The 26619-nt window shown below is 66.8% G+C and carries 17 protein-coding genes, 3 tRNA genes and 10 pseudogenes; 19 read left to right on the forward strand and 11 right to left on the reverse strand.

Annotated features, from left to right (window positions below; all coding sequences use genetic code 11):
- Nucleotides 1–172: 172 nt before the first annotated feature.
- From csrA to ACSJDS_RS04805, 4 genes are all read left to right on the forward strand, one after another.
- Nucleotides 173–373: a carbon storage regulator CsrA gene (csrA, locus tag ACSJDS_RS04790; protein ID WP_238977541.1), complete on the forward strand. Its 201-nt coding sequence runs from the start codon at nucleotides 173–175 to the stop codon at nucleotides 371–373.
- A gap of 100 nt (nucleotides 374–473) precedes the next feature.
- A tRNA-Ser gene (locus ACSJDS_RS04795) sits at nucleotides 474–566 on the forward strand.
- A 64-nt stretch (nucleotides 567–630) separates the two neighbouring features.
- Nucleotides 631–707, forward strand: a tRNA-Arg gene (locus ACSJDS_RS04800).
- Nucleotides 708–770: 63 nt separating this feature from the next.
- Nucleotides 771–847, forward strand: a tRNA-Arg gene (locus ACSJDS_RS04805).
- A gap of 382 nt (nucleotides 848–1229) precedes the next feature.
- On the opposite strand, the gene ACSJDS_RS04810 is transcribed toward ACSJDS_RS04805, so the two are convergent.
- Nucleotides 1230–2216, reverse strand: a complete 987-nt coding sequence (locus tag ACSJDS_RS04810; RefSeq protein WP_473032295.1) for a tRNA dihydrouridine synthase — start codon at nucleotides 2214–2216, stop codon at nucleotides 1230–1232.
- 171 nt (nucleotides 2217–2387) lie between these two features.
- Between ACSJDS_RS04810 and ACSJDS_RS04815 the strand changes: the two genes are divergently transcribed.
- The 3 genes and pseudogenes from ACSJDS_RS04815 to ACSJDS_RS04825 all read left to right on the forward strand — a co-directional run bounded on the left by ACSJDS_RS04815 (nucleotide 2388) and on the right by ACSJDS_RS04825 (nucleotide 5906).
- Entirely contained in the window at nucleotides 2388–2657 is a 270-nt protein-coding gene (locus ACSJDS_RS04815) for an OadG family protein (protein ID WP_473032296.1), read from the forward strand.
- Nucleotides 2658–2723: 66 nt separating this feature from the next.
- Nucleotides 2724–4570, forward strand: a pseudogene (gene oadA, locus ACSJDS_RS04820) (sodium-extruding oxaloacetate decarboxylase subunit alpha).
- A 13-nt stretch (nucleotides 4571–4583) separates the two neighbouring features.
- The gene (locus ACSJDS_RS04825) at nucleotides 4584–5906 is read left to right on the forward strand and encodes a sodium ion-translocating decarboxylase subunit beta (RefSeq protein WP_473032297.1); all 1323 of its coding nucleotides are present in this window, start codon (nucleotides 4584–4586) and stop codon (nucleotides 5904–5906) included.
- Between the two features lie 74 nt (nucleotides 5907–5980).
- Here the strand turns inward: ACSJDS_RS04825 and ACSJDS_RS04830 are convergent.
- The 8 genes and pseudogenes from ACSJDS_RS04830 to ACSJDS_RS04865 all read right to left on the reverse strand — a co-directional run bounded on the left by ACSJDS_RS04830 (nucleotide 5981) and on the right by ACSJDS_RS04865 (nucleotide 11757).
- Nucleotides 5981–7586 (reverse strand): annotated as a pseudogene (locus tag ACSJDS_RS04830) (gamma-glutamyltransferase family protein).
- Between the two features lie 8 nt (nucleotides 7587–7594).
- Entirely contained in the window at nucleotides 7595–8335 is a 741-nt protein-coding gene (locus tag ACSJDS_RS04835; protein ID WP_473032298.1) for a tripartite tricarboxylate transporter permease, read from the reverse strand.
- A gap of 41 nt (nucleotides 8336–8376) precedes the next feature.
- Nucleotides 8377–9116: pseudogene (locus tag ACSJDS_RS04840) on the reverse strand (tripartite tricarboxylate transporter permease).
- A 12-nt stretch (nucleotides 9117–9128) separates the two neighbouring features.
- Nucleotides 9129–9626: a tripartite tricarboxylate transporter TctB family protein gene (locus ACSJDS_RS04845; RefSeq protein WP_473032299.1), complete on the reverse strand. Its 498-nt coding sequence runs from the start codon at nucleotides 9624–9626 to the stop codon at nucleotides 9129–9131.
- Between the two features lie 25 nt (nucleotides 9627–9651).
- Complete coding sequence (locus ACSJDS_RS04850; protein ID WP_473032300.1) at nucleotides 9652–10104, reverse strand: tripartite tricarboxylate transporter substrate-binding protein; 453 nt, start codon at nucleotides 10102–10104, stop codon at nucleotides 9652–9654.
- 98 nt (nucleotides 10105–10202) lie between these two features.
- Nucleotides 10203–10601, reverse strand: a pseudogene (locus ACSJDS_RS04855) (Bug family tripartite tricarboxylate transporter substrate binding protein); the annotation flags it as partial.
- Between the two features lie 57 nt (nucleotides 10602–10658).
- Nucleotides 10659–11189: a chromate transporter gene (locus tag ACSJDS_RS04860; RefSeq protein ID WP_473032301.1), complete on the reverse strand. Its 531-nt coding sequence runs from the start codon at nucleotides 11187–11189 to the stop codon at nucleotides 10659–10661.
- Nucleotides 11186–11757: pseudogene (locus tag ACSJDS_RS04865) on the reverse strand (chromate transporter). Before ACSJDS_RS04865 ends, ACSJDS_RS04860 begins: the two are co-directional and overlap by 4 nt.
- A 162-nt stretch (nucleotides 11758–11919) precedes the next feature.
- Between ACSJDS_RS04865 and ACSJDS_RS04870 the strand changes: the two are divergent.
- Nucleotides 11920–12587, forward strand: a pseudogene (locus ACSJDS_RS04870) (GntR family transcriptional regulator).
- A gap of 66 nt (nucleotides 12588–12653) precedes the next feature.
- On the opposite strand, the pseudogene ACSJDS_RS04875 reads toward ACSJDS_RS04870, so the two are convergent.
- Together ACSJDS_RS04875 and ACSJDS_RS04880 are read right to left on the reverse strand one after the other, a co-directional pair.
- Nucleotides 12654–13294, reverse strand: a pseudogene (locus ACSJDS_RS04875) (IMPACT family protein).
- Nucleotides 13294–13764, reverse strand: coding sequence for a LexA family protein (locus tag ACSJDS_RS04880; protein WP_473032302.1), 471 nt, complete (start codon nucleotides 13762–13764; stop codon nucleotides 13294–13296). The pseudogene ACSJDS_RS04875 and the gene ACSJDS_RS04880 overlap by 1 nt, the downstream one beginning before the upstream one ends.
- A gap of 202 nt (nucleotides 13765–13966) precedes the next feature.
- Here ACSJDS_RS04880 and ccmA point away from each other — a divergent pair, with 202 nt between their 5' ends.
- From ccmA to zipA, 11 genes and pseudogenes are all read left to right on the forward strand, one after another.
- Nucleotides 13967–14611: a cytochrome c biogenesis heme-transporting ATPase CcmA gene (gene ccmA / locus ACSJDS_RS04885; RefSeq protein WP_473032303.1), complete on the forward strand. Its 645-nt coding sequence runs from the start codon at nucleotides 13967–13969 to the stop codon at nucleotides 14609–14611.
- A gap of 22 nt (nucleotides 14612–14633) precedes the next feature.
- Nucleotides 14634–15337, forward strand: a pseudogene (gene ccmB, locus ACSJDS_RS04890) (heme exporter protein CcmB).
- Nucleotides 15338–15351: 14 nt separating this feature from the next.
- Nucleotides 15352–16092, forward strand: a complete 741-nt coding sequence (locus tag ACSJDS_RS04895) for a heme ABC transporter permease (RefSeq protein WP_473032304.1) — start codon at nucleotides 15352–15354, stop codon at nucleotides 16090–16092.
- Nucleotides 16092–16331 (forward strand): heme exporter protein CcmD, encoded by a 240-nt coding sequence (ccmD, locus tag ACSJDS_RS04900; RefSeq protein WP_473032305.1) that lies wholly within the window; start codon nucleotides 16092–16094, stop codon nucleotides 16329–16331. The genes ACSJDS_RS04895 and ccmD overlap by 1 nt, the downstream gene beginning before the upstream one ends.
- Complete coding sequence (gene ccmE / locus ACSJDS_RS04905; protein ID WP_473032306.1) at nucleotides 16321–16836, forward strand: cytochrome c maturation protein CcmE; 516 nt, start codon at nucleotides 16321–16323, stop codon at nucleotides 16834–16836. The genes ccmD and ccmE overlap by 11 nt, the downstream gene beginning before the upstream one ends.
- Before the next feature lie 12 nt (nucleotides 16837–16848).
- Nucleotides 16849–18855 (forward strand): heme lyase CcmF/NrfE family subunit, encoded by a 2007-nt coding sequence (locus ACSJDS_RS04910; protein WP_473032307.1) that lies wholly within the window; start codon nucleotides 16849–16851, stop codon nucleotides 18853–18855.
- Nucleotides 18852–19382 (forward strand): DsbE family thiol:disulfide interchange protein, encoded by a 531-nt coding sequence (locus tag ACSJDS_RS04915; RefSeq protein WP_473032308.1) that lies wholly within the window; start codon nucleotides 18852–18854, stop codon nucleotides 19380–19382. Before ACSJDS_RS04910 ends, ACSJDS_RS04915 begins: the two co-directional genes overlap by 4 nt.
- Entirely contained in the window at nucleotides 19373–19846 is a 474-nt protein-coding gene (locus ACSJDS_RS04920) for a cytochrome c-type biogenesis protein (protein WP_473032309.1), read from the forward strand. Before ACSJDS_RS04915 ends, ACSJDS_RS04920 begins: the two co-directional genes overlap by 10 nt.
- Nucleotides 19843–21068 (forward strand): annotated as a pseudogene (ccmI, locus tag ACSJDS_RS04925) (c-type cytochrome biogenesis protein CcmI). Before ACSJDS_RS04920 ends, ccmI begins: the two are co-directional and overlap by 4 nt.
- A 4-nt stretch (nucleotides 21069–21072) precedes the next feature.
- Nucleotides 21073–24564: pseudogene (gene smc, locus ACSJDS_RS04930) on the forward strand (chromosome segregation protein SMC).
- A gap of 225 nt (nucleotides 24565–24789) precedes the next feature.
- A complete protein-coding gene (zipA, locus tag ACSJDS_RS04935) occupies nucleotides 24790–26583 on the forward strand; it encodes a cell division protein ZipA (RefSeq protein WP_473032310.1) in 1794 nt (597 codons plus the stop codon).
- The last annotated feature ends 36 nt before the right edge of the window (nucleotides 26584–26619 follow it).

Genomic DNA, 26619 nt, shown 5'->3' on the forward strand with positions numbered 1-26619 from the left:
GTGGGGAGAGCCTTCTTGGTCGGCTACCAGAGGCGAGAAGGCTTCCCTTCAAAGCCGCCATGGGGTGTCATGGCGGCGCCGTTGGTGCACAGTGGTGTCGTGACACATAATAAGCAAGCGTCGTTGAGCTCGGCGCCATCCCGTTGCCAGTCGTCTGAGAAGGAGATCAGTCATGCTCATCCTGACCCGCCGTGTCGGAGAAACCCTGATGATCGGTGATGACATCACCGTGACCGTCCTTGGCGTCAAGGGCAATCAGGTGCGTATCGGCGTCAATGCGCCCAAGGATGTCGCCGTACATCGCGAGGAAATCTACCAGCGCATTCAGCGCGAGAAGTCCGACGAAGAGGGGGGCGGTTCCTCCACGCCCTGAGCGCCGGGGCTGGCGTCGCGGATCGCGCGCGGGAAACAAATTCCTGAATACGCTGGACAAAAGATCGCGCAGACGATAGGATATGCGCCGTGTCGATGAGGGAGAGGTGGCCGAGTGGCTGAAGGCGCTCCCCTGCTAAGGGAGTATGGGGTTTATAGCCCCATCGAGGGTTCGAATCCCTCCCTCTCCGCCATATCGACGCCCGTGAAGCAGGTCGTGCGGTGGCCGTAAAGGCGCATTCACGACGCGAAGTGCAAGCGCCCGTAGCTCAGCTGGATAGAGTACCTGACTACGAATCAGGTGGTCGGAGGTTCGAATCCTCCCGGGCGCGCCATCTTCGACAGGCAGTGATGCCTGACCGGCTTCATGAAGCAAGTCGTTTACGGCCATGCCGTCAGCGCCCGTAGCTCAGCTGGATAGAGTACCTGACTACGAATCAGGTGGTCGGAGGTTCGAATCCTCCCGGGCGCGCCAGATTTCGACCCGTCCTCCTCCGGAGGGCGGGTTTTCTCTTTGTGGCCTCGTCGCCGCAGCCGCAGTGCTAGCCCTGCCGTCGGTCCTTGGGGCTGTCGGCCGCGCGATCGTTTGGGGTGCCGTCGCCTGGCGACGCGCACCCCTTTTTTGGTTCATCGCACTTTAGCATGAACATGTTTGGCAAGCTTCAAGGTGGGAGGCCGGCTCTGCCGGGCGAAGGCGCCGCAGGCGCCCCTTGGGTAGCGCTGCGCGCTACTTCGTCGAAGCGTCGAACCGGAGCTGAAGTCGAGGCGTCGAACCGTCCCTCCCACAAAGCCAGTTCACGCCAGTCTGCTATGAATCTTTTTTGTTCGAAGCACGTGGATGGCGTAGGGAGGGGCGATCAGGCCGGCTGGCGATGCGCTCGGTCTGCCGCCGCGGCTTCGTGCTCGGTGGCCCGGCGCTCGTCGTGAAGGCCGGCGAGCAGGCGGTCGAGGTCGGTGATCCGCTTGAGTCGCTCGAAGCGTCGCTGCGCCTCGGCGTCGCGGCTGCGCATCTGATTAAGCCACTGCTTGATCAGCGAGACCACGACTCTATCTTGCAGTTTTTCTCGCTGCAATGCAGCATAGGCGGTGAGCGTCGCGGCCCGGTGCTGCCAGCTGGTGGCGGGTAAGCGCTCCCCGGTGGTCAGCCAGTGGCGGATGCGCGGCGCCAGCCAGGGATCGGCCAGGGCGCCGCGGCCGAGCATCACGTCCCGGCAGCCGGAAAGGGTTCTCGCTTTCCAGTAATCTTCCAGGGTCCAGATGTCGCCGTTGGCGACCACGGGGATGCGCAGGTGTTGACGCACCCGGCCGATCCACTCCCAGTGAGCGGGAGGGCGGTAGCCTTCATTGCGGGTGCGGCCGTGTATGACCAGCTGGGCGGCGCCGCCCGCTTCGGCGGCACGAGCGCAGGCGACCGCCTGGCGGCGGTCGGCGAAGCCCAGGCGAACCTTGGCGGTCACCGGAATCTCACCGCCCACGGCGGTATGTACCGCGGCAACGGCGGCTTCGACCCGGTGCGGGGTGCGCAACAGCGAAGCGCCGCCGTCGTGGCGGTTGACCAGCTTGGCCGGGCAGCCGAAATTCAGGTCGATACCGATGGCGCCGAGCGACATCGCCTGGCGGGCGTTGGCTGCCAGGCTCGCCGGGTCGCTGCCCAGCAGTTGGAGCTGCACCGGCACCCCGGAGGGGGTCGCGACCGGTCGTCCGAGTAGTTCGGGACAGTGCTTGTAGTAGACGCGCGGGGGCAGTCTGGCGTCGACCACGCGGACGAATTCCGTGACCGTCCAGTCGAAGCCGGGCGTGCGCGTCAGCAGATCGCGGGTGACCGCATCGATGACGCCCTCCATGGGCGCCAGGCCAATTCGGCCGTTTTGTAGTAAACCAACAACGGGAGCTTCCACCATAGGGCGCTTGCAATCTTTCGTCAGTGTGGCAGTTTAGATGGTCGAATTTTCGAGCTACCCGTCCTAATCGCGCGAAATCGCGACCAGGTCGGCTGGCTATACGGGAGAAACCGCATGCAGGATATGCAGCTTTTGCACGATGGCTTGACCCTGATGGGGGTCGGCATGGGGTTTGTTTTTGTTTTTCTTACCGTTCTGGTAGCCGGCACGACCCTGATGTCGCTGCTGGTGCGCCGCCTCTCGCCGGCGCCTGCCGCCACCGCCACCGCCACGCCTGCCGCCGGCCGCCGCGTCGAGCCGGCCCGCGATGACGCCGCGGATGCCGAGCTGATGGCCGTGCTCAGCGCCGCCGTGCATCGCTATCGCCGTCGTCATCGCCGCTGAGCGATCGGCCGACGCCCGAACGCCTAATACTACTACACAATACGCCATCTCAACGGGGTCATCGTCATGAGTGATACCAACCGCCCGCTGGGCATCACCGATGTGGTGCTGCGCGACGCCCACCAGTCGCTGTTCGCCACCCGCCTGCGCCTGGACGACATGCTGCCGATCGCCGAGAAGCTCGACCGCGTCGGCTTCTGGTCGCTGGAATCCTGGGGCGGCGCCACCTTCGACGCCTGTATCCGCTACCTCGGCGAAGACCCGTGGGAGCGGATACGGGCGTTGAAGGCGGCCATGCCCAACACCCCCAGCAGATGCTGCTGCGGGGTCAGAACCTGCTCGGCTACCGCCACTACGCCGATGACGTGGTGGACAAGTTCGTCGAGCGCGCCAAGACCAACGGCGTCGATGTCTTCCGCGTTTTCGATGCCATGAACGACCCGCGCAACCTGGAGCGCGCCATCCAGGCGGTGCGCAACGTCGAGGGCCATGCCCAGGGTACACTTTCCTACACGGTGAGCCCGGTGCACACCCTGGACGGCTGGGTGGAGCTCGGCCGCACCATCGCCGCCATGGGCGCTGACTCCTTGGCGATCAAGGACATGGCCGGCCTGCTTACGCCCTATACCGCCTTTGAACTGGTCTCGCGGCTCAAGCAGGCCGTGGACATCCCCATCCACATGCAGTGTCACGCCACCACCGGCATGTCCACCGCTACCGCCCTCAAGGCCGCCGAGGCGGGCATCGACAACGTCGACACCGCCATCTCCTCGATGTCCATGACCTACGGTCACAGCCCCACCGAGTCGGTGGTGGCGATCCTCAAGGGCACCGAGCGGGACACCAACCTCGACCTGGAGCTGCTCGAGGAGATCGCCGCCTACTTCCGCGAAGTGCGCAAGAAGTACGCCGCCTTCGAGGGCTCGCTGAAGGGCATCGACTCGCGCATCCTGGTGGCCCAGGTGCCCGGCGGCATGCTCACCAACATGGAGAACCAGCTCAAGGAGCAGGGCGCCGGCGACAAGCTCGACGACGTGCTCCAGGAGATTCCCAAGGTGCGCGAGGATCTGGGCTTCATCCCGCTGGTCACGCCCACCTCGCAGATCGTCGGCACCCAGGCGGTGATGAACGTGATGATGGGGGAGCGCTACAAGTCGATCTCCAAGGAGGTCCAGGCGCTGCTCAAGGGCGAATACGGCGCCGCCCCGGCCCCCTTCAACAAGGAGCTGCAGAACCGCGTGCTGGAGGGCGGCGAGCCGATCACCTGCCGTCCCGCCGACCTGCTCGAGGCCGAGATGGACAGGCTCGCCGCCGAGCTCAAGGAGAAGGCCAAGTCCGACGGCATCCGCCTGGCCGAGGGCGAGCGCGAGATCGACGACGTGCTGACCTATGCGCTCTTCCCGCAGATCGGTCTGAAGTTCCTCAAGAACCGCGACAATCCCGATGCCTTCGAGCCGGCCCCCCAGGCGCCGGGCCAGGAGGAGGCCGGCGCCAAGCTGCCGGTCGCGTCACAGAAGGGCGGGGCCCAGGCCAAGCCCCCGGCCACTCAGGGCGCCGCCGCCGGCCCCGAGACCTACACCGTCAAGGTCAACGGCAAGGCCTATGTGGTGGAGGTCGCTGAAGGCGGCGAGATCGCCGACGTCCAGGCCCAAGGCGGCGCGGCACCTGCTACCCCGGCGGCCGAGTCGGCACCGGCGCCAAGCGGTGCCACCATCGACGCACCCCTGGCCGGCAACATCTTCAAGGTCAACGTGCGTCCGGGCGATGCGGTCAAGGAGGGCGACGTGGTGATCATCCTCGAGGCCATGAAGATGGAAACCGAGGTGCGTGCGTCCAGCGCCGGCACCGTCTCCGCGGTCAAGGTCAGCGAAGGCGACAGCGTCTCCGTCGGCGATGTGCTGATCAAGCTTTAAAGGGCCCTCCGTCATGGAACAGCTACTGACCCTGTGGGAGGGCTCGGGCCTCTACAACCTGACCCTCGGCCAGGCGGTGATGATCGCGGTGGGGCTGATCCTCCTCTACCTGGCCATCGCCAAGAAGTTCGAGCCGCTGCTGCTGGTGCCGATCGGCTTCGGCGGCATTCTCGCCAACATTCCCGAGGCGGGCCTGGCCATCTCGGCGCTGGATCAGGCCGTCGAGGTGGCGCGCCCCGCGGTGCTGCACCAGATCGCCTCGGCGCTGGGCGCCACCCTGGATCCGCTGGCCGGTGAGCAGGCCTGGCGGGCCACCCTCAAGGCGCTGCTCGACAACGGTGCCTCGCCGGACCAGCTGCGTGCCGCCAAGGACGTGGCGGTCAACGTCGGCTACGGCGACGGCCTGCTCTTCACCTTCTACGAGGTGGCCGTGGCCTCGGGGATCGCGCCGCTGCTGATCTTCATGGGCGTGGGGGCGATGACCGACTTCGGCCCGCTGCTGGCCAACCCGCGTACCCTCTTTCTGGGCGCCGCGGCGCAGTTCGGCATTTTCGCCACGGTATTCGGCGCGGTGGGCATGTCGGCCATGGGCTGGATGGACTTCTCGCTGGAGCAGGCTGCCGCCATCGGTATCATCGGCGGCGCCGACGGCCCCACCTCGATCTATGTCTCCAGCGTGCTGGCCCCGGAGCTGCTCGGCGCCATCGCCGTGGCCGCCTACGCCTACATGGCCCTGGTGCCGATGATCCAGCCGCCGATCATGAAGCTGCTGACCTCGAAGCGCGAGCGGGAAATCACCATGACCCAGCTGCGGCCGGTGTCGAAGCTGGAGAAGATCGTCTTCCCGCTGCTGCTGCTGATGCTGGTGGCGGTGTTCCTGCCGGATGCTGCGCCGCTGCTGGGCATGTTCTGCTTCGGCAACCTGATGCGCGAGTGTGGCGTGGTGGAGCGACTCACCGACACCGCCCAGAATGCCCTGATCAACATCGTCACCATCGTGCTGGGGCTTGCCGTGGGCTCGCGGCTGATGGCCGAGAGCTTCCTGGCGCTGGAGACCCTGGGGATCATGGGGCTGGGCATGGTGGCCTTCGCCATTGGCACGGCGGCGGGGGTGATCATGGCCAAGCTGATGAACGTGATGAGCAAGATGCCCATCAACCCGCTGATCGGGGCCGCCGGAGTCTCGGCAGTGCCCATGGCCGCCCGGGTGGCCAACAAGGTGGGGCTGGAGTCCAACCCCCACAACTTCCTGCTGATGCACGCCATGGGCCCCAACGTGGCCGGGGTGATCGGCTCGGCGGTGGCCGCCGGGGTGATGATCAAGTACCTGACCTGATCCGGCGTCCTTGCCATGATCACGCCAGCGGCGCCCCTTGGGGCGCCGCTGGCGTTTACGGCAATGGCCGGGACCTACCAGGGCAGGGCGGCGCCGTCGGTGCGCGGTTCGGTGCCGGCGTAAAGCCCCCCGCTCTCGGGGTCGCGCAGGATAATTCGCCCCGGCCGAAGGTCAGGCCGTCGCGGCACTTGACGATGTGGTGGCCGCGGCGGGCCAGCGCCTGGGCCAGATGGTCGGGAAACTCGGGCTCGACCTCCACGGTGCGGCCCTCGGTCCACTTCCAGCGCGGCAGGTCCAGCACCGCCTGGGGGTTGAGCCTATCCTCGAGCATGGCGGTGACCACCTGGACGTGCCCCTGGGGCTGCATGTAGCCGCCCATCACGCCGAAGGGCCCCACGGCCTGGCCGTCCCGGGTGATGAAGCCCGGGATGATGGTGTGGTAGCTGCGCTTGCCCGGTGCCAGGACGTTGGCATGCTCCAGTTCGAGGGAGAAGGACCAGCCGCGGTTCTGCAGGCTGATGCCGGTGCCGGGGACGACTATTCCCGAGCCGAAGCCCTCGAAGTTGCTCTGGATGAAGGAGACCATGTTGCCCTCGCCATCGGCGGCGGCCAGGTAGACGGTGCCCCCCTTGAGGGGATCGCCGGGTACCGGGTCCAGGGCCTGGGTGCCGATCTGGTCTGCGCGCTGTGCCAGATAGTCGGCGGCGAGCAGCTGTTCCACGCTGGCATGCATCGCCTCTGGTTCGGCGACGTAGTGCAGGCCGTCCACATAGGCCAGCTTGGTGGCCTCGATACGCCGGTGCAGGCTCTCCACGGGATCGCAGGGTTCATCGCCGAGGGCTTCCAGCATGCCCAGCGCCTGCAGTGCGATCAGGCCGCTGCCGTTGGGGGGTATCTCCCAGATATCGTGGCCACGATAGCGGGTGCTGATGGGAGTGACCCACTCGGGGGCGTAGGCGGCGAGATCCTCGCGGCGCAGGAAGCCCCGTGCCGGCGAGAAAAGGCGTCGAGGCGATCCGCCAGCTCCCCCTCGTAGAAGGCGCGCCCCCGGGTCTCGGCGATTGCCTGGAGGGTGGCGGCCATCTCCGGTGAGCGCCAGACCTCGCCGGCCGCCGGCGCCCGGCCGCCGGGGGCGAAGTGCTCGAACCAGGGGGCGAACTCTGCCCCGCTGTACTGACCGTAGCGCTTCACGGCGGCCTGCCACAGCTGGCTGGCGACGGGCGTTACGGCATAGCCCTGGGTGGCGAACTCGATGGCCGGGGCCAGCAGGTCGGCGAACGGCAGCTTGCCGAAGCGCTCCGAGAGTGCGGCCCAGGCGCTCGGGGCGCCGGGAACGGTGACCGGGATCAGGCCGTGGGCCGGCATCTCGTCGTGGCCAAGGGCCTTGACGGCCTCCGCCGAGATACCACGCGGGGCGGGGCCGCTGGCATTGAGGCCGTGAAGCTCGCCGTTGACCCAGACGATGGCGAAGGCGTCGCCCCCGATACCGTTAGAGGTTGGCTCGACCACGGTCAGCGCCGCCGCGGTGGCGATGGCCGCATCCACGGCGTTGCCGCCGCGCTTGAGCATATCGACGCCGACCTGAGCGGCAAGCGGCTGGGAGGTGGCGACCATGCCGCGCTGGCCGACGCTCATCATGCGCCGCGAGGCGGCTGGGTAGTAGTGGGGATCGAAGTTCATGGCGTGTCCTATTCGAGCGAGGCGTTGGTTCGTTGGGAAAAGGCCTTGCGCCGTCTCATGTAGCTAATGACGCTGTACAGAATCGAGACCACCGCCAAGGTCAATAGGAGGGCGGATATCGGTCGGGTAAAGAACAGTGTCCACTCATCGCTGGTTTGAAAGGCCCGCCTGAGGTTGGTTTCGGCGATCGGGCCCAGCACAACCCCAAGCACCAGCGGCGCCAGCGGGTAGTCGAGCTTTCTCAGGACATAGCCAGCCACACCGACACAGGCGAGCAGGTAGAGATCGGAAATGCGATTGTTCAGGGTATAGGTCCCGATGGCGCAGCAGGCCAGAACCACCGGCACCACGATGTACTTGGGCACGTTGAGCAGGCGCAGGAAGGCGCGCATCAGGATCAGGCCGATAAACAGCATGAACACCGAGGCCACGGCCATAGAGATGAACATGCCATAGACCAGGTCCGGGTTGTCGAGGATGAGCCGCGGCCCGACGCTGATGCCATGCACCATGATGGCGGCCATCAGCACCGCATCGGCAGGGGAGCCGGGAATCCCCAGGGCAATGAGTGGAATCAGGCTGCCGCCCACCGTGGAGGAGTTACCGGACTCCGACGCCACGACACCTTCAGGTTCACCGTTGCCGAACGACTCCGGGTGCTTCGAGGCACGCTTGGCCTGATCGTAGGCGAGCAGGTTGGAAATCGAGCTGCCTGCCCCGGGCACTGCGCCGATGAAGACGCCGATCAACGAAGAGCGCACCACATTGACGGGTTTGAGAATCACCTGTTTTACGGTCTCGAGCAGGTGGGGCGCATGTCGCCACTGATCAACGACCCGGGCTGCGGCTTGCCCCCTCGAGCGGGCTCCAGCTCCGAGAGCAGCTGGCTCATGGCGTACATGCCAATCAGAACGACCAGGAAAGGAATGCCGGCCGCCACTAATTCATAACCAAAAGTGAAGCGCTCTCGCCCCATGATCGGGTCGGGCCGACGGTGGCCAGTCCAATGCCGATCAGCCCGGCAATCAGCCCCCTGAGCAGCGAGTCGCCGACCAGGCTCGCGATGATGGTCAAGGCGAACACGATCAAGGCGAAGTACTCCCAAGGCCCCAGCTTGACGGCCATCAGCGCCAACGGTGGAGCCGCCATGATCAGCACGACGATGGAGATCAAGGACCCCACGAAAGAGGCGAGCAGGCCGATGGAAAGCGCCCTGCCGGGATGCCCTTTGCGCGCCATGGGAAAGGCATCGAAGGTGGTCGCTACGGCCGAAGGCGTTCCCGGGATACCGAGCAGCGCGGCGCTGAACAGCCCGCCGCTCAGCCCGCCGACGTATACCGAGAGCATGACCGCGACCCCTTGCAGCGGCGGCATCGCGAAGGTCAGGGGCAGGGTGAGCACGATGGCCATGGTGATCGTGAAGCCGGGGATGGCGGCGGACACGATGCCGGCAAGGGTGGCGATTGCCATCAGCGCCAGGGTGTAGGGTGTCATGATGCCACCCAGCGCCAACAGGAAAGCGTCTGTCATGATTTCACCTGATTACCATCTTGCTCTGGGGAGGTAGATGCTGAATACCTCGGAAAAGAGGTAGTAGGGGCCGGCGGAAAAGACGACGGCGACTAGCAATGCGATAGCAATGGCAGTCAGCCGTTTCGGGGCCATCAGAATCTGGGCAGTCGAAAGGTACAGGAAGGTGCTGATCATGAACCCGAGCCAAGGCAGCGTGGCCATATAGGCGATGAACAGCACCAGATTGATGATCACCGTCTTCAGGTTGGCCACGCGTTCCAGGCAGACTGACCAGGAGGTCCTGGGCAGGCCGTGCTTGAAGAGCTCCGTGACGAAGGCGATGGTGCAGAGCCCGGCAATCGACAGGAAAATGATGCGAGGAAAAGCGCCGGCACTCATTGGCTCCCAGCGAGAGGCCGGCAGCGAGCCGGCCTTGAGTGACATGAACAGCGCAAGAGAGGCAATGATGGCATAGGAGAGAAGCTGCAGTGTGGGCAGCAAGCTCTCCTCTTGGGTTTTTCTTTCCATGCGGGCCTCCTGTAGACACCCAGCCTCAGTCGAGGAGGTGGGCGTTGGCCTCAATGGCCTGGTTCATGGTGTGCAGGTAGTCGGCATAGTCGGCTCGCCCCATGTAGCGAACGGTGCCACCGACATTGGCGACCTGGGTACGGAAGGACTCACTCTCGGCAATCGTGGCCAGTGCGCTTTCGAGCGTATCGAGAATTGCGTCAGGAGTGCCTTTGGGCGCTACCAGGCCGCGCGTCACCAGGAACTCCAGGTCGTAGCCTAGCTCTTGCAGTGTCGGCGTGTCCGGCAGTTCGTCGATGCGCTCGGTGGTGGCCACTGCGAGAATGTTCATGTCGCCGTTTTCCACGAAGGCGCTGGTGGACGAGTAATCCTCGATGGCGACGGTAATATGGCCACCTGCCAGGGCGCGCAGCCGCTCACCGGTCCCCTCGTAGCCGACGTAGCCGAACTCGGTACCGGTGGCCTCCTCGAACTGCACCGCCCATAGGTGGGGATGCCGCCCATGGTGACGCCCATTCGGTACTCTCCCGGGCTGGCGCTGACATCCTCGAGCAGGTCGTCGAGGGTTTCCCAGCCGGTGTCGGCGTTGACGGCAATGACGGAGTTGATGCTGGTCATCATGGAGATAACCTCGAAATCATCCCAGTTCAGGTCGGTGACGCCGGAATGGTGCGCGATCAGCAGGCCTTCGTGGATCTGGGTGATGGTATAGCCGTCATTGTCGCGGCGTGTGGCTTCTCGTAGGCCGATCGTGCCGCTGGCACCGGGCATATTGATGATCGGCACGGCCTCATCCAGGGTTTCCTCAAGGTGCTGCCCGACGATGCGCATCAACAGGTCGCTGCCGCCTCCCGGCCCCCAGGGGACGATGAACTCGATGGGCTTTTCGGGATAGCTGTCGGCAGCCATGGTAAGAGGGGGCACGGCCAGAGCAGCGGCAGCGGTGGATGCGGCAATGAGGGTGTGGAGCTTCATGAAATACCTCGGTTTGTCTTTGTTGTGAAACAGGTGATGTTGCGTAGCGAAAGAGTGCTAGGTGATGAAAAGCCCTCCATAGATCAGTGCGGCCATGATCACCAGGGCCGGATGCGTCTTGAATCGCAGTAGGGCGATGGCGGAGACCGCAGCGATCAGTCCGGTGTGGAACATCCCGGCACTGCGCACCCCCTCGAGCAAGAAACCCACGGCCAGGGCGGCCATCATCAAGGCGATGACGGGACGGACCCACTGGCTCATGCGCTGCACGCGGGGGGAGTGGCGATGCCGATAGAGCAGACCCAGCGCGCCGAGCATCAGCAGCAGCGAGGGTGCCGCCGTGGCCAGCACTGCCACTGCGGCGCCACCGGTACCGGCAACCTCGTAGCCCACATGCCCGGCCATCTTGGTGGCGATGGGGCTGGGCAGGGCATTGCCCAGCGCCAGGGTCTCGGCGAATTGGTGGGCACTCATCCAGCCGTAGTGGCCGACCACTTCGGCCTCGATGAGCGGAATGATGGCCGGGCCACCCCCGTAGCCGATAATGTTCGGGATGAAGAAGGCAAGAAACAGCTCCCAGTAAATCATTGGGCGGCCCTGCTTGGTGGTGCCACCGGGCGCAGCAGCGCTGCGGCCAGCAAGCTGCCGATGAGCCAGCCGGGGTGCAGGCCTGCGGCGTAGATCAGCACCGCGGCCGCCGCCGACATGGCCAGGCTGACGCCCCAGCCCAGGGCCAGCCGCGACTTATTGAAAAAGTCCCAGGCTAGCTGCGCCATCATCACCATGACGACCGGCACCACCGCCTGGCTCATGCCCTGTATCCAGCCGACATGGCGGTACCGGGTAAAGAGACCGAGCAGCAGAATCATCGCCAGGATCATGGGCAGGATCACGGCACCGACGGCGACGATACAGCCGCGCACGCCCGCGACCCGGTAACCGATATAGCCGGGCATCTTGGTGGCAATGGGGCCGGGCAGAGTGTTGCCGATGGCCAGCACGTCGGCAAATTCGTCATCGCTCAGCCAGCGATAGCGATCGACCACTTCTTGCCGAACCAGCGGAATCATGGCGGGCTCCCGCCGAAGCCGAGCAGGCCGATGCGGGTGAAGGCCCAGAACAGGGCGCGTAGTGGAGGCGGGGTGGCGGGGCTCAAGACCGGCTCCAGTTTCGATCGACGAAAGCATTATTAATTGATTTGTCCATGACTCATCTTACTTGAACTAAAAAATCGATTATTGGTCATGAAATATAGATTGCCCGGTGAAGATGGGTCAAGCTTGTATCAGACGCTGTTTCAGCCAAGGGAGGAGGTGGCATGGCGATACCCGAGCGGACAGGCCGAGCAACGACGTCCAGCCGTATCTACGACATCCTGCGTCAGGATCTGCTAAACGGTCGCTTCGAGGCCGGGGAGAAACTGGCGATCAGCACCCTAAAGGAGCGCTATGCGGTTGGGCTCAGTCCGCTGCGTGAGGCGCTCAATCGCTTGGCGGCCTACGGGCTGCTGGTTCAGGAGAATCAGCGTGGGTTCCGGGTGCCGAAGATGGTGCGTGAAGAGCTCGAGGACATTGCCGGCATGCGTCGGGAGCTCGAAGGGATGGCGCTTGAGTGGGCGATAGGTCGGGGGATGCGGAGTGGGAGTCGGAGCTGTTGGCGGCGGCCCATCGCCTCAAGCGCTTCGAGCTGGCAGCGGGGCAGATCGACGAGTGGGAGCAACTGCATGCGCGTTTCCATCGGACCCTGGTGGCCCCTTGCGGCTCGGTATGGCTGTTGCGCTTCATTGAGCAGCTGCACGACCAGTTTGACCGTTACCGGCGACTGGCGCCTGAAGCGCCCGATGTGCGACGGATCCTGGATGCTCAGCATGAAGAGCTGGTGGAGCTGGCGCTGAAACGCAACACCCGGGCTGCTCGCGCGGTGATGGAGGATCATGTGCAGCGCTCATATGAAGTGGCGCTCCAGAGCTTCGCCGAGCTGGGGTAGTAGGTGCCGGCATACTGGCGGTGATGACCTGCGCAGCGCCTCCTCTTCCTCCCCCTTCCTCCCCGCCTAGCTGGCGTTGCTTGGCACCTTGGGTGGGTTGAGGCATTCAAGGCGCCCACGCAGCCGGGCCTCGAGCGGGCTGAGGTCTAGCGCGACATCGCGGGGCCAGCCCACGGTGAGGACCACGCCGTCGGCGGTGTACTCGGCGGCCTCCACGGGCACGGCCTGGCCCTCGAGCCAGGCGCGCGCCTCGGCCTCGCCGGCGAAGTCCACCCGCAGGCGCAGCGCGAGGCGCTCGACGACCTCGCGGCGTGGCAGTGCCTCCAGGGCCTGCGCCACGGCCTGGGCGTAGGCCCGGGCCAGCCCGCCGGTGCCGAGCTTGGTGCCGCCGAAGTAGCGGATCACCACGCAGCCCACTTGGCCAAGCCCGCTGCCTTCCAGCACCTGAAACATGGGGCGTCCGGCGGTGCCGCCGGGCTCGCCGTCGTCGGCAAAGCCGATGGCGGCCTGCTCCCCGGTGGGCCGGCGATAAAGGCGCTGCAGTGGTGGCTGGCGGCGGGATGCGTCCGACGGGCCGTCCCGAGCAGGGCGTCCAGGGCGGCCGGCTTGGGGGCATGACAGACCCAGGCGATAAAGCGGCTGCGCTCTACCTCCAGTTCGGTTGCCTGCCATTCGCCGGCAGGCAGGTCGGGGACTGGGTAGCGCATCAGTGGGTCAGCTCGCGCTGGCGTACCACGCCCATGACCATACCGAGCACCTGGATATCGCTGTTCTTGAGATAGATGGGTGCCATGCTTTCGTTGGCGGGCTGCAGACGCACGCCGGACTTTTCTATATAAAGCTTCTTCAGGGTGACCTCCTGCTGGTTGATCAGCACCACGGCGGTTTCGCCGTTCTCGGCGCTCTCCTGGCGCTCGATGATGATCACATCGCCATCGTAGATATGACAGTCGACCATCGAGTTGCCGCGCACGCGCAGGGCGTAGGTGTTGCGTCGCACCATGCTCGCGGGAGCGCGGACCGTGCCGCCGCTGGGGCAGGCCTCGATGGGCATGCCTGCCGAGACGTCGCCGAGCAGCGGGATCTCGATGAGCTCGGTGGCCTCGACGCTGGACCAGGAGTCGGCCAGTGGCAGGTTGGGACGTCGCTGCAGATACCGTGTGGAAACCTCAGGCATGTGGTGTCTCCCCTGTCTCAAGACCTGTTGAAATGTACAGGTGTTTTGCATCATAGCACCCCGCGACGTTGTGGCAAGTTCCATGGCTCGGCGCCACCCTTGCCGCAGGTCAAGGGTGGCGCCGGGAGACGGCCGTTTGACTGGCGGCATAGGCCCATTCCGTGTAGAGTCCGGGCGAAAATCGCCATTCCTGGAGAGTGCCTTGAGCCTGCGTCTGCAAGCGCATAACCTGGCCTGCGAGCGCGACGATCGCTGGCTGTTCCGGGGCCTGGATCTCGATATCCGTGCCGGCGAGATCGTGCGCATCGAAGGGCCTAACGGCAGCGGCAAGACCACCCTGCTGAAGATTCTGTCCGGGCAGCTGGCCGACTACGAGGGTGAGCTGTATTGGGACGAGCGTCCGATGCGCCAGGCTCGCGAGTCCTTTCTTTCCAACCTTCTCTATATGGGGCATGCCCCCGGGGTCAAGGCGGCGCTGACCCCGCTGGAGAATCTCGCCTGGTACCAGGCCATGGCCGGACAGCCGCGCGATGAGGCGGCACGCTTCGCCGCGCTGGAAGACGTGGGCCTGACGGGCTTCGAGGACCTGCCGGCGGGGCAGCTCTCCGCCGGCCAGCAGCGCCGCGTGGCGCTGGCGCGGCTGGTGCTGACCCCGCGCCCGCTGTGGGTGCTCGACGAGCCCTTCACCGCCATCGACCGCGACGGTGTGGGGGCCCTGGAGCAGCGCCTGGTCGAGCACGCCCGCCGCGGCGGCAGCGTGCTGGTGACCACGCACCATGAACTGACGCCCTGCGCTGAGCTGCGCCGTATCCGCCTGGGCGGGGGAGGTGTCGATGTCGGCCACTGACGGCTCCTTGATCGGTGACGACATGCGTGTCGCTCGCACGGAACCTCAGGGCGGCCTGATGGTCGCAGTCTGGGCCACCCTCAAGCGTGACCTGGTGCTGATGCTGCGCCGCCGCAGCGAGGTGATGAATCCGCTGGTGTTCTTCGCCATTGTGATCACGCTGTTCCCGATCGGGATTTCCCCGATCCGGAACTCCTGGCAGCGATCGCCCCCGGGCTGCTGTGGGTGGCGGCGCTGCTGGCGGCGCTGCTGTCGCTGGACAGCCTGTTTCGCGCCGACTACGACGACGGCTCCCTGGAGCAGCTGCTGCTGACGCCGCAGCCCTTGGCGCTGCTGACCCTGGCCAAGGTGGCCGTGCACTGGCTGTTGACCGGCCTCCCCCTGGCGCTGATGGCGCCGGTGCTGGGGATCATGCTGGCCCTGCCCGCGGGTAGCTACCTGGTGCTGGCGCTCTCCCTGGCGCTGGGCACGGCCAGCCTGAGCCTGATCGGAGCCATCGGGGCGGCACTGACGGTAGGCCTGTCGCGGGGCGGCGTGCTGCTGTCGCTGCTGGTGCTGCCGCTTTACATTCCGGTGCTGATCTTCGGCGCCGGTGCCGTGCAAGCCGCCATCCTGGGTGACGGCATCATGGCGCATCTGGCGATTCTCGGCGCACTGCTGTCGCTGGCACTCTGCCTGGCGCCCTGGGCGATCGCGGCTTCGCTGCGCATCAGTATCAACGGTTGAGAGGTTGACGAGGCATGTGGGCCTTCATTAATAAACTGCGTTCTCCCAAGTGGTTCTATGCCATCAGCGCCCGCCTTCAGCCCTGGTTCTGGGCCGCGGCGCTGCTCCTTATCGTGACTGGCACGATCTGGGGGCTGGCGTTTGCCCCGGCCGACTATCAGCAGGGCAACAGCTTCCGCATCATCTATGTCCACGTGCCGGCGGCCTTCCTGGCCCAGTCGATCTTCGTCTCCATGGCCATCACCGGCCTGGTGTTCATGGTCTGGAAGATCAAGATCTGCGACATGGCCGCCGCCATGATGGCGCCGCTGGGAGCCGCCATGACCTTTATCGCACTGTTCTCCGGTGCGGTTTGGGGCGTGCCCACCTGGGGCACCTGGTGGATGTGGGACGCGCGACTGACCTCGATGCTGATCCTGCTGTTTCTCTACCTGGGCGTGATCGCCCTGCGCGGCGCCTTCACCAGCCGCGACAGCGCCTCCCGCGCCGCCTCGGTGCTGGCCATGGTGGGCGTGATCAATATCCCGATCATCAAGTATTCCGTCGACTGGTGGTACACCCTGCACCAGCCGGCCACCTTCACCGTCACCGGCCGCGTTGGCATGCCCATGGAGATGTGGGCGCCGCTGCTGATCATGGTGCTGGGGTTCTACAGTTTCTTTATCGCCCTGACCCTGACCCGCGTGCGCAGTGAGATCCTGCGCCGCGAGGCCAACAAGCACTGGGTCCGTGAACTGGCCGGGGAGACACGCTGATGGCCTTCGATACCTTTCAGGAATTTCTCGCTATGGGCGGCCATGCCCCCTATGTCTGGGCCTCCTGGGGCCTGACCGCGGCCCTGCTGCTGGGCTGCGTGCTGCATGCCCGCGCCGAGCGCCGCCAGCTGCTTCGCCAGCTCGAGCGCCGCGTCCGGCGCGAAGGCCGACTGGCCGCAGACTCCGCCAGGGCGACACCGATTCAACATGACAGGGGTGGATATACCAATGACGCCTAAACGCAAGCAGAAGCTGTTCGTGGTCCTAGGGCTCGTCTCCCTCACGGCAATCGCCGTGGGCCTGACGCTCTACGCCCTGCGGGCCAACATCAACCTGTTTTTCAGCCCCATCGAGATTGCCGCCGGCGATGCCCCCTATGAACGCCAGATCCGCGCCGGCGGCATGGTGCGCGAAGGCTCGGTCTATCGCAATCCCGATAGCCTGGACGTGGAGTTCACGGTGACCGACTACGTGGAGGACGTGCGCGTCTACTACAGTGGTATCCTCCCCGATCTGTTCCGCGAGGGGCAGGGCGTGGTGGTAGTCGGCCAGCTGCAGCAGGGCGGCTATATCAAGGCCGACCAGGTGCTGGCTCGCCACGACGAGAACTACATGCCGCCCGAGGTCGCCGATGCCCTGGAAGCTGCCGGCTACTCGCCCGCCGACTTCCAGCAGAAGGCCGCCAAGGTGGCCGAGCGCGTCGAAAAACAGGAAGCGGAAAGTAACGGCGCAAGCCAGTACTGACCCGGAGTCCCCATGCAGATCCAGATGATTCCCGAAATCGGCCACTTTGCCCTGGTCATTGCCCTGCTCTTTGCGGTGATACAGTCGGTGCTGCCGGTGGCCGGCGCCTCGCTGCGCCGGCCGCTGCTGATGGCCTATGCCCGCCCCATGGCGGCTGGGCAGCTGCTGTTCGTGGCCATCGCCTACGCCGCCCTGACGGCCAGCTACATGCTGGACGACTTCAGCGTGCTCAACGTGGCCAACAACTCCAACTCCATGCTGCCCTGGTACTACAAGTTCAGCGCGGTCTGGGGCAACCATGAGGGCTCGGTGCTGCTGTGGAGCCTGATGCTGGCCGGCTGGGGCTATTTCGCCGCGCGCTACTCCCGGGAGCTGCCGCGGGACGTGGTGGCCCGGGTCGTCAGCGTGATGGGCATGGTCTGCGTGGGCTTCCTGCTGTTCATCCTGGTCACCTCCAACCCCTTCGAGCGCATTCTGCCCAACGTTCCCCAGGACGGCGCCGACCTCAATCCGCTGCTCCAGGACATCGGCCTGATCCTGCACCCGCCGGCGCTCTATATGGGCTACGTGGGCTTCTCGGTGGTGTTCGCCTTCGCCATCGCCGCGCTGCTGGGCGGTCGCCTCGACGCGGCCTGGGCACGCTGGGCGCGGCCCTGGACCAACCTGGCCTGGGCGTTTCTCACCGTGGGCATCGCACTCGGCAGCTGGTGGGCCTACTACGAGCTGGGCTGGGGCGGCTGGTGGTTCTGGGATCCGGTGGAGAACGCCTCGCTGCTGCCCTGGCTGACCGGCACGGCGCTGATGCACTCCCTGGCGGTCACCGAGAAGCGCGGCTCCTTCAAGAGCTGGACCCTGCTGCTGGCGATCACCACCTTCTCGCTGTCGCTGCTGGGCACCTTCCTGGTGCGCTCCGGGGTGCTGACCTCGGTCCACGCCTTCGCCAACGACCCCTCCCGCGGCTTCTTCATCCTGATGCTGCTGGGCATCACCGTGGGCCTGTCGCTGCTGATCTTTGCCCTGCGCGCGCCGCGGGTCAGCCACAAGACCGGCTTCAACTGGCTCTCCCGCGATGCGCTGCTGCTGATCAACAACATCATGCTGGTGATCATCACGGTCACCGTGCTGATGGGTACCGTCTATCCCCTGCTGCTCGATGCGCTCGACCTCGGCAAGATCAGCGTGGGCCCCCCGTACTTCAATGCCCTGTTCGTGCCGCTGACGGTGATCATGTGCATCTTCATGGGGATGGGGCCGGTGGCCCGCTGGAAGCAGACCGATCCCCGCATGCTGGTCAAGCGGCTCTGGCTCGCCGGCGCCGCGGCGCTGGTGATCGGCAGTATCATGCCGTTCATCTTCGGTCAGGAGTGGAACGCCTGGGTCGCCATCGGCCTGGTAACCGCCATGTGGATCGTCTTCCCGATGATCCGCGACCTCTTCGACAAGACCCGCAATGCACCGTCGCGGCTGGCCGGGTTGAAGAAGATCTCGCCGGCCTACTGGGGTATGCAGCTGGGCCACCTGGGCGTGGCGGTGACCATTATCGGCGTGGCGGTGGTCTCCAACTACAACATCGAGCGCAACGTGCGCATGGCGCCGGGCGACAGCGTTCAGGTCGCCGGCTACACCTTCACCATGACCGAGCTGACCAGTCGTCAGGGCCCCAACTTCCTGGCCGACCGGGCGGTGATCGAAGTGCAGCGCGGTGAGAGCCGGCGCAGCTTCACCATGAATCCGGAGAAACGCCTCGATATCGCCCGGGGCATGCCCATGACCCAGGTGGCGCTGCGCCCCGGCTTCTTCCGCGACCTCTACGTGGCCATGGGCGAAGATCTCGGCGACAACAGCTGGGCGATGCGCGTCCAATACAAGCCCTTCGTGCGTTGGCTCTGGCTCGGTGGGCTGCTGATGGCTGCCGGCGGCGTGCTGGCCGTGGCCGACCGTCGCTATCGTCGCCTGGCCACCTCGCGCGATCCCGAGGCGGTGTCGCCCACCGGCAAACCCCGGGAGGCCACCGCATGACCCGCCGTCTGCTGCTGCTGCTGCCCCTGGCGGGGTTCCTGGTGCTGTCGCTGTTTCTCTACCAGGGGCTCTCGCTGAACCCCTTCCACCGGGATTCCGCGCTGATGGCGCGGGACTTCCCGGCGTTCGACCTGGCGACCCTGGAAGATCCCGAGCGCCGCGTGGACCGCTCCCTGCTGGCCACCGGCGAACTCACCCTGGTCAATGTCTGGGGCGAGCGGTGCCCGGAATGCAAACGCGAGATGCCCCAGCTGCTGGACCTCTCCGATCGCGGCATTCGCATGGTCGGGATCAGCTGGAAGGATACCCGTGAGAAGGGGCTCGGCTTCCTGGAGGAGTTCGGCAATCCCTTCGAGGTGAATATCTTCGACCCGGACAACGAGCTGGGCTTCGAGCTGGGAGTGTTCGGCGCGCCGGAGACCTTCCTGGTCGACCGTGAGGGTATCATCCGCTATCACCACACCGGCTATATCTCGCCGGGTGACGTTCGTGAACACATCCTGCCGGAGGTGGAAAAATGGCAGTGATCCGATGGATGCTCGCTGGCCTGGCGCTGCTGATGATGGCCGGCAACTTGCATGCCGGGGCCATCGAAGTGCGTGAATTCGATGACCCGGTAATGGAGCAGCGCTACCGCAGCCTGACCGCCTCGCTGCGCTGTCCCACCTGCGAGAACCAGGCCATCAACGACTCCGATGCGCCGGTCTCCGGCGACATGCGCGACCGCGTCTACCTGCTGCTCAACGAAGGCGTCTCCGACATGGAGATCCGCGAGCACATGGTCGAGCGGTTTGGCGACTACGTGCTCTACAACCCGCGCCTGGAAGGTCGCACCTTCCTGCTGTGGGGGCTGCCGGTGGCCCTGGTCGTCCTCGGCGCCGTGCTGGTGGTGCTGGTGGTGCGCGCCCGGCGTAATGCCTCTGCCCGTGAGCTGAGCGCCGAGGAGCGCGCCCGCCTCGAGGCCCTGATCAATCGCGGGAGGACCGAATGACCCTGTTATGGCTTGGCTTTGCCATCCTTTTGCTGCCCGCCCTGTGGCTGCTGGTCGCGCCGCTGCGCCGTGCGCAGCGGGTCTACCAGGCCCAGCGTGAGTTCGAGGCCAACGACTCCACCACCGAGCAGAACGTCGCCATCTATCGGCGGCGCCTGGCCTCGCTGGAGGCGGCGCTGGAGCGCGGCGACATCGATCAGGCGCGCTATGAAGAGGACCGCCTCGATCTCGACCGCAGCCTGCTCGAGGATACCGAGGAGCAGCGGCGCGGCCCGCTGCACTCGCCGGCGTCCGGCCGCTTTCTGGTGCCGGTGGTGGCCGTGGCAGTGGTCATCGGCTCGGTGTTCTGGTACCAGCAGTACGGGGCGGAGGGCGACTTGGCCCTGTATGCCGCCTATCAGGAGAGCGACTCCCTGCCCGTCCTGATCGAGCGCCTGGAGGGGGAGGCGGCCAGCCAGCCCGGCAACCCCAACGTTTGGGCCGCGCTCTACCCCCTCTATCGCGATGCGGGCCAGGGCGAGGCGGCGCTAGGTGCCTTGAACAACCTGATCGAGCTGGAAGGGCGACAGCCGTCGCTGCTGGCCCAGAAGGCTCAGGTCAAGTTCTTCATGGCCAATCGCACCATCGACGCCGAGGTGCAGGCGCTGGTCGACGAAGTCATGGAGGAGGATTCCCGCGAGCCGACCGTGCTGGGCATGCTCGGCGTTCAGGCCTTCGAGGGTGGCGACTACGAGCTGGCGATCGACCGCTGGCGGCGTGCCATCGCCGGCATGGGCGATAGCGGCTCGGCCGAGGCCCTGCGCGAAGGCATCCGCGTGGCCCAGCAGCGCCTGGGCGTCGCCCCGGAAGAGCAGGAGCCCCTTGCCCAGGGGCCCGGCATTCAGGTGCGGGTCAGCCTAGACGAGACCCTTGCCAATCGCCTGGATGAGAACACCCGGGTGTTCATCGTGGCCCGCGACATGGAGGGCGAGCTGCCCCCCTGGCCGCGGCTCGGGTGACCCTGGGCGACCTGCCGACCACTCTGGTGCTCGACGACCGGCACGCTATGTCCGACGAGGCCAGCCTCTCCCAGGTCCGCGAGGCCAGGCTGCTGGTGCGGGTCAGCCAGACCGGTGACCCCGCGCCCACCCCCGGGGACATGTTCGGCGACCTCGAGGCCGTGGCCGTGGGCAGCGTCGACGGTGAGCCCGTGGAGCTGGTGATCGACCGCGTCATCGAATAGCCGGATGCGTCTTACATCGATTCGGTTGGTCGGCTTCAAGTCCTTCGTCGACCCGGTTACGGTCCCCTTCGATGGCAACATGACCGCCATCGTCGGGCCTAACGGCTGCGGCAAGTCGAATATCATCGACGCCGTGCGCTGGGTCATGGGCGAATCCTCGGCCAAGACCCTGCGCGGCGAGTCGATGACCGACGTCATCTTCAACGGCTCCACCGCGCGCAAGCCGGTGGGGCTGGCGTCCATCGAGCTGCGCTTCGACAACGGTGACGGGGCCATGGGCGGCCCCTACGCCCAGTACGCCGAGATCGCCGTCAAGCGCCAGGTCACCCGCGAGGGCCAGTCGACCTACTTCTTCAACGGTCAGAAGTGTCGCCGCCGCGACATCGCCGACCTCTTCCTGGGCACCGGCCTGGGGCCCCGCTCCTACGCGATCATCGGCCAGGGCATGATCTCGCGGCTCATCGAGGCGCGTCCCGAGGAGCTGCGCGGCACCCTGGAGGAGGCCGCCGGCATCTCCAAGTACAAGGAGCGCCGCCGCGAGACCGAGAACCGCATGCGGCGCACCCGGGAGAACCTCGAACGCCTGGAGGACATCCGCGAAGAGCTCGACAAGCAGCTCGAGCGCCTCAAGCGCCAGGCCGAGGCCGCCCGCCGCTACCAGGCCCTCAAGCAGGAGGAGCATCGCCTCAAGGGCGAGCTGGCGCTGCTTCGCGGGCGGGCCCTGCGTGCGCAGCAGGATGAGGAGGAGCGCCGGGTTCGCGAGCTGGAGACGGCGGTGGAGCGCGACATCCTGGGAATGCGTCAGTGCGAGGCCCGCCTCGAGGAAGCCCGTGCCGCCCACGACCGCCTGGCCGAGGAGCTCGACGCTTGCCAGACACGCTTCTTCGAGACCACCACCGCTATCGCTCGGCTCGAACAGAGCCTGGAGCATGCCCGCAGCCGGGAAGCCCAGCTGGCCGGCGACCTGGATGCCGCCCGGCGCGAGCTGGCCGAACTCGACCGCCTAGGCGAGGATGACGGTGAGCGGTGCCTGCGCCTCGACGAGCGCCTCGACGCCCTTGGCCCCGAGCAGGAGGACGTCGCCGAGCAGCTGGCCGAGCTGGACGCCATGCTGGAGGAGGCCGAGCCCGCCGCCGAGGAGGCCGAACAGGCCTGGGAGCGCTTCAACGAGGGCTGGCGTGAGGCCAGCCGCGACGCTGAGCGGGCCCAGGACCGGCTGCGTGAACTCGAACACCGCCTGGCGCAGGTCGAGAGCGACGCCCAGCGCCGCCGTCAGCAGCGCCAGGAGCTCCCCGATCTCGCCGAGCTGCAGGCGCGGCGCGCCGAACTCAGCGAACGGCTAGAGGAGCTGGCGCTGGAGCAGCAGCGCGTTGAGGGCCGCCGCGAGGCGCTTCAGGCCGAGCGCGACGCTGCCCGGGAAGACGCCGCGACCCACGAGCAAGCGCGCGAGGCGCAGCGCAGCCGGCGCAGCACCCTGCAGGGCGAGCTGGCCTCGCTGGACGCGCTGATACAGGCCGCGCTCACCGACCCCGACGAGGCGTTGACCCGCCACCTGAGCGAGCATGACCTGGCCGACGCGCCGCGTCTGGGGAGGCCCTGCGCGTGGCGCCCGGCTGGGAGGCCAGTGTTTCCTGGGTGCTGGCGCCCTGGCTGGCCGCGCGCCTGGCCGAGCCCGATGCCTTCCATGCGGCCAGCGCCGCGCCTCCCGCCGAGCTGGGGGCGCTGTCCCCCGATGCCGGCGTCGAGGCCAACCCCCAGAGCCTGGCCGCCCGAGTGCAGGGCGCCGGTGCCGCCGCCGCCTGGCTGGCGCCCATTCGCTGCGTGGAGAGCGATGCCCAGGCCTGGGCTGAGCGCGCCACCCTGGCCCCCGGCGAGAGCCTCATCACCCCCGCGGGGCTGTGGCTGGGACCCGACTGGGTGCGTCACCGGGGCCAGGGCGAGGGGCCGGACACGCTGCTGGTGAGCCGGCGGCGGCGCGACCTTGCCGTCGCCGAACTCGACGAGGTGGAAACCGGCCTGCTCGACCTGGAGCACCGGCTGACCGCCGCCCGCGAGATCGCCGAGCGGGCCGAAAGCGAGCTGGAGCGACTGCGCCAGGAGGAGCGCCGCCTAAGCGATGCGCACCAGCAATTGGCTGTCCAGGACAGCGGCCTGGCCAGCCGCCTCGATCATCTGGAAGGGCGCGCCGCCGAGCTGGCCGAAGAGCTGGAGGGGCTCACGGAGACGGGGAGGAGGTCCGGCTGACCATCGAGGAGGCCCGTGAGCGCTGGCAGCAGGCCATGGCCGGCCTCGAGGAGGGCGCCGAGCGTCGTGAACGGCTGGAGCGTTCGCGCAGCGATGCCCGCGAGCGCCTCGCCACGCTGCGTGCCCGTCAGCGGCCGCTGAGCGAGCAGGCCCAGGGGCTGGCGCTGGAACACCAGCGCCTGACCACCGAGCGGGCCGGGCTAGCCGAGCAGCAGGGGCGGGCCGGCGAGGCTCGCCAGCGCCTGGAAGCGCGCTGCGCCGAGCTGGCCGAGGCCCTCGAGGCCCTGCGCGAGCCCGACGAGGAGCATCGTGAGCAGCTCGACGAGCTGCTGCACCGTCGCGAGCGCGATGAGCGCGCCCTCAATGCGGCCCGCGCCCGCGCCGCCGAGCTGGTCGAGCGCCTGCGCGAGGACGAGCAGCGCCGCCAGGACCACGAGCGCAGCCTGGAGGGAACGCGCGAGCGCCTTCAGGAGGCGCGCATGCAGGTCCAGGCCCTGTCGCTCAAGGCAGAGGCTCAGGACGAGCAGCTGGCCGAGCTGGGCCATGACGCCGCGGCGCTTGCCGAGGACCTCGACCCGGACGCCACGGAGTCCGCCTGGCAGACCCGGCTCGAGGCGGTCGGCGAGCGCATTCGCCGGCTGGGCGCCATCAACCTGGCGGCCATCGAGGAGTACGACCAGCAGGCCGAGCGGCGCGACTACCTGGAGGCCCAGCACGCGGAGCTCAGCGAAGCACTCGAGACGCTCGACAAGGCGATCCGTCGCATCGACCAGGAAACGCGCACCCGCTTTCGCGACACCTTCGAGCGGGTCAATCAGGGCCTGCAGTCGCTTTTCCCCGAGTCTTCGGTGGGGGAACCGCATGGTTGACGCTGACCGGCGAGGATTTGCTGGATACCGGGGTGGCCATCATGGCGCGGCCTCCCGGCAAGAAGAACAGCACCATTCATCTGCTGTCCGGCGGCGAAAAGGCGCTGACCGCCCTGTCGCTGGTATTTGCCATCTTCCAGCTCAATCCGGCGCCTTTCTGCATGCTCGATGAAGTGGATGCGCCGCTGGATGATGCCAACGTGGGACGCTATGCCAAGCTAGTGAAGGATATGTCCGATTCCGTGCAGTTTATCTATATTACCCATAACAAGATCGCCATGGAGGCCTCCGAAAGGCTGATGGGGGTGACCATGCAGGAACCGGGGGTATCCCGGCTAGTGGCGGTCGGGGTTGAGGAGGCGGCCGCGCTGGCCGAGGCCTGAAGGGCTTGCAAGCCGGAGATAAACGCGATATCAGAAAGGGCATCATGGTCGCATCGCACTCATGACGAGTCGATGGTACAGGGAATGACGCAGGGTCGATTGGACTCTCAGGCGAGAATGCCGGGGCTTGACAAACAAAAAAAGTGGCCCTTTTTTTGGCAATCGCGCTATGCTGGTGACGAACAACCATCCGGCATGGCGCCCTAGCGATAGGCAAGACGACCCATGGAACTTAGAGAATGGCTGATCGTTCTGGGGCTGGCGCTGGTGACTCTCATCGTCATCGATGGGGTACGTCGCCTGAAGCGCCAGCGCCGAATCCCGCGCCTCGATCAGGCGGGAAGCGAGCCCGGGCTCGAAACAGGCGGTGCAGCGGCGGGGGATAGCGCCGATGACGACGCCAACTGGGAACTGCCCAACGGCGGCGCGCGCGTCGTCAGTCCTGCCAGTTATTCGCAGGTGCAGCCCAAGCCCAAACTGCAGCGCCAGGAACATCCCGGCCCCTCCCGGGTACTCGCCGGCCTGAAGCAGGGGGCCAGAACGGCGCCCGGCGCGGCGGGTCAGGGGAGCGAGGCCGCGCCCCGTCCTTCGGAGAAGGCTTCCGAGCGCGTGCCGGCCCAGCGCCGGGATGCCGCCGCCGAGGCGGCACCCGCGGCCGAGCCGACGTCGGCCGCCCGGGACGCCTCCAAGGCACCCTCGCGGCCCGACGAGTCATCCGCGCCTTCGGCCGCTGCGCCGGCGGCGTCCGGCGCTGCTGCGCCGAGCGCCGACACGGCCGATGCCAAGCCGCGCCAGGGAGCAGCGCCCGCCGCCGAGGCCCGGGCAGAGCGCCAGGCGCCTTCCCAGGCCGAGGACCCAGTCGCCAGTACGACCCGCCCCCGCGACGCCGCCGACGACGTGGCCAAGGCCAGCGCCGACTCGGAGCGCGAGGCTGCCCCGTCAGCGGCGCCCCAGGCGCGCCGCGAGCCGACCCTCTCGGCCCTGGATGACCACGAGGCGCCGGCAGCCCAGGTCGATGAGCCGCTGGTGGCCGACCCCGAGGATCATGACGAGCTGCATGACGACGACGAGCGCTATCGCCTCGTCGACCTGGAAGGCATGGGCGATTCGCTGAAGAGCGGCTCCCGGCGCATGGGGCAGTCGATGCAGCGCTTCGGCAGCTCCGTCCAGCAGCGGATGGCCAAGCGGCGCGAGCAGAAGCGCCTCGAGAAAGAGCGCCGCGAGCAGGCCCGTGCCGAGAAGGCCGCCCGGGAAGCCGAGCGTCGTCGCCTGGCCCAGGAGCAGGCGGCCGCCGAGCAGGCTGCCCGAGAGGCCGAGCGCCGCCGCCTTGAGGCCGAGGCCATTGCCCAGGCGGATGACGACGACCCGCTGTTTACCCCGCCGCGTTCTCGCCAGGCCCACGATGTCCACTCTGGCGACGCCGAATACGGCTATGTCGAGACGGCCCCGGGCGCGCAGCGCGATGAGCCGGTACCGCAGGCTCGGGAAGACGACGTGGTCCGTGCCCACCCCACCCTGGAGAAGGCGCTGCGCCACGACGTCAACGCCGAGCACGCCCGCGACACCCTGAGCCATGCCGAAGAGGTGATCGTGATCAGCGTCATGGCCCGCGACGAGGCGGGTTTCTCGGGCCCGGCGCTACTTGACCTGATGCTGGCCTGCGGGCTGCGCTACAGTCGCGAGATGGGGATCTTCCACCGCTTCGAGACCGAGGATCCGGACAGCGAGCTGCAGTTCTCCATGGTCAACGTGCTCAAGCCGGGCAGCTTCCCCATCGAGGCGATGGACGACTTCACCACGCCCGGTATCACCCTGCTGATGCCGCTGCCCGGGGCCGAGGACGCCTCGGCGGCCTTCGAGGCCATGGTGGAAACTGCCATGGTGATCGTGCGCCACCTGGGCGGCGAGCTGAAGGACGAGAACCACAGCGTGATGACCGCCCAGACCGTGGAGTTTGCCCGCCAGCGGGTCCAGGAGTTCGTGCGGCGTACTCGTCTCAATCGCTATCAGGTGAACTAGCCAGTATTGCGCCAGGCGTGACAACGACCCCCGATG

It is taken from the genome of Halomonas sp. SL18_1, assembly GCF_055755715.1.

Excerpts from the sequence above, each read along its gene's own strand:
- ACSJDS_RS04825 (WP_473032297.1), top strand. The coding sequence starts at position 4,584 with ATGGAACAGCTACTGACCCTGTGGGAGGGCTCGGGCCTCTACAACCTG.
- csrA (WP_238977541.1), top strand. The coding sequence starts at position 173 with ATGCTCATCCTGACCCGCCGTGTCGGAGAAACCCTGATGATCGGTGAT.
- ccmE (WP_473032306.1), top strand. The coding sequence starts at position 16,321 with ATGACGCCTAAACGCAAGCAGAAGCTGTTCGTGGTCCTAGGGCTCGTC.
- zipA (WP_473032310.1), top strand. The coding sequence starts at position 24,790 with ATGGAACTTAGAGAATGGCTGATCGTTCTGGGGCTGGCGCTGGTGACT.
- ACSJDS_RS04810 (WP_473032295.1), bottom strand. The coding sequence starts at position 2,216 with ATGGAGGGCGTCATCGATGCGGTCACCCGCGATCTGCTGACGCGCACG.
- ACSJDS_RS04915 (WP_473032308.1), top strand. The coding sequence starts at position 18,852 with ATGACCCGCCGTCTGCTGCTGCTGCTGCCCCTGGCGGGGTTCCTGGTG.
- ACSJDS_RS04845 (WP_473032299.1), bottom strand. The coding sequence starts at position 9,626 with ATGGAAAGAAAAACCCAAGAGGAGAGCTTGCTGCCCACACTGCAGCTT.
- ACSJDS_RS04920 (WP_473032309.1), top strand. The coding sequence starts at position 19,373 with ATGGCAGTGATCCGATGGATGCTCGCTGGCCTGGCGCTGCTGATGATG.
- ACSJDS_RS04860 (WP_473032301.1), bottom strand. The coding sequence starts at position 11,189 with ATGATTTACTGGGAGCTGTTTCTTGCCTTCTTCATCCCGAACATTATC.
- ACSJDS_RS04880 (WP_473032302.1), bottom strand. The coding sequence starts at position 13,764 with ATGCCTGAGGTTTCCACACGGTATCTGCAGCGACGTCCCAACCTGCCA.
- ACSJDS_RS04895 (WP_473032304.1), top strand. The coding sequence starts at position 15,352 with ATGTGGGCCTTCATTAATAAACTGCGTTCTCCCAAGTGGTTCTATGCC.
- ACSJDS_RS04910 (WP_473032307.1), top strand. The coding sequence starts at position 16,849 with ATGCAGATCCAGATGATTCCCGAAATCGGCCACTTTGCCCTGGTCATT.
- ACSJDS_RS04815 (WP_473032296.1), top strand. The coding sequence starts at position 2,388 with ATGCAGGATATGCAGCTTTTGCACGATGGCTTGACCCTGATGGGGGTC.
- ccmD (WP_473032305.1), top strand. The coding sequence starts at position 16,092 with ATGGCCTTCGATACCTTTCAGGAATTTCTCGCTATGGGCGGCCATGCC.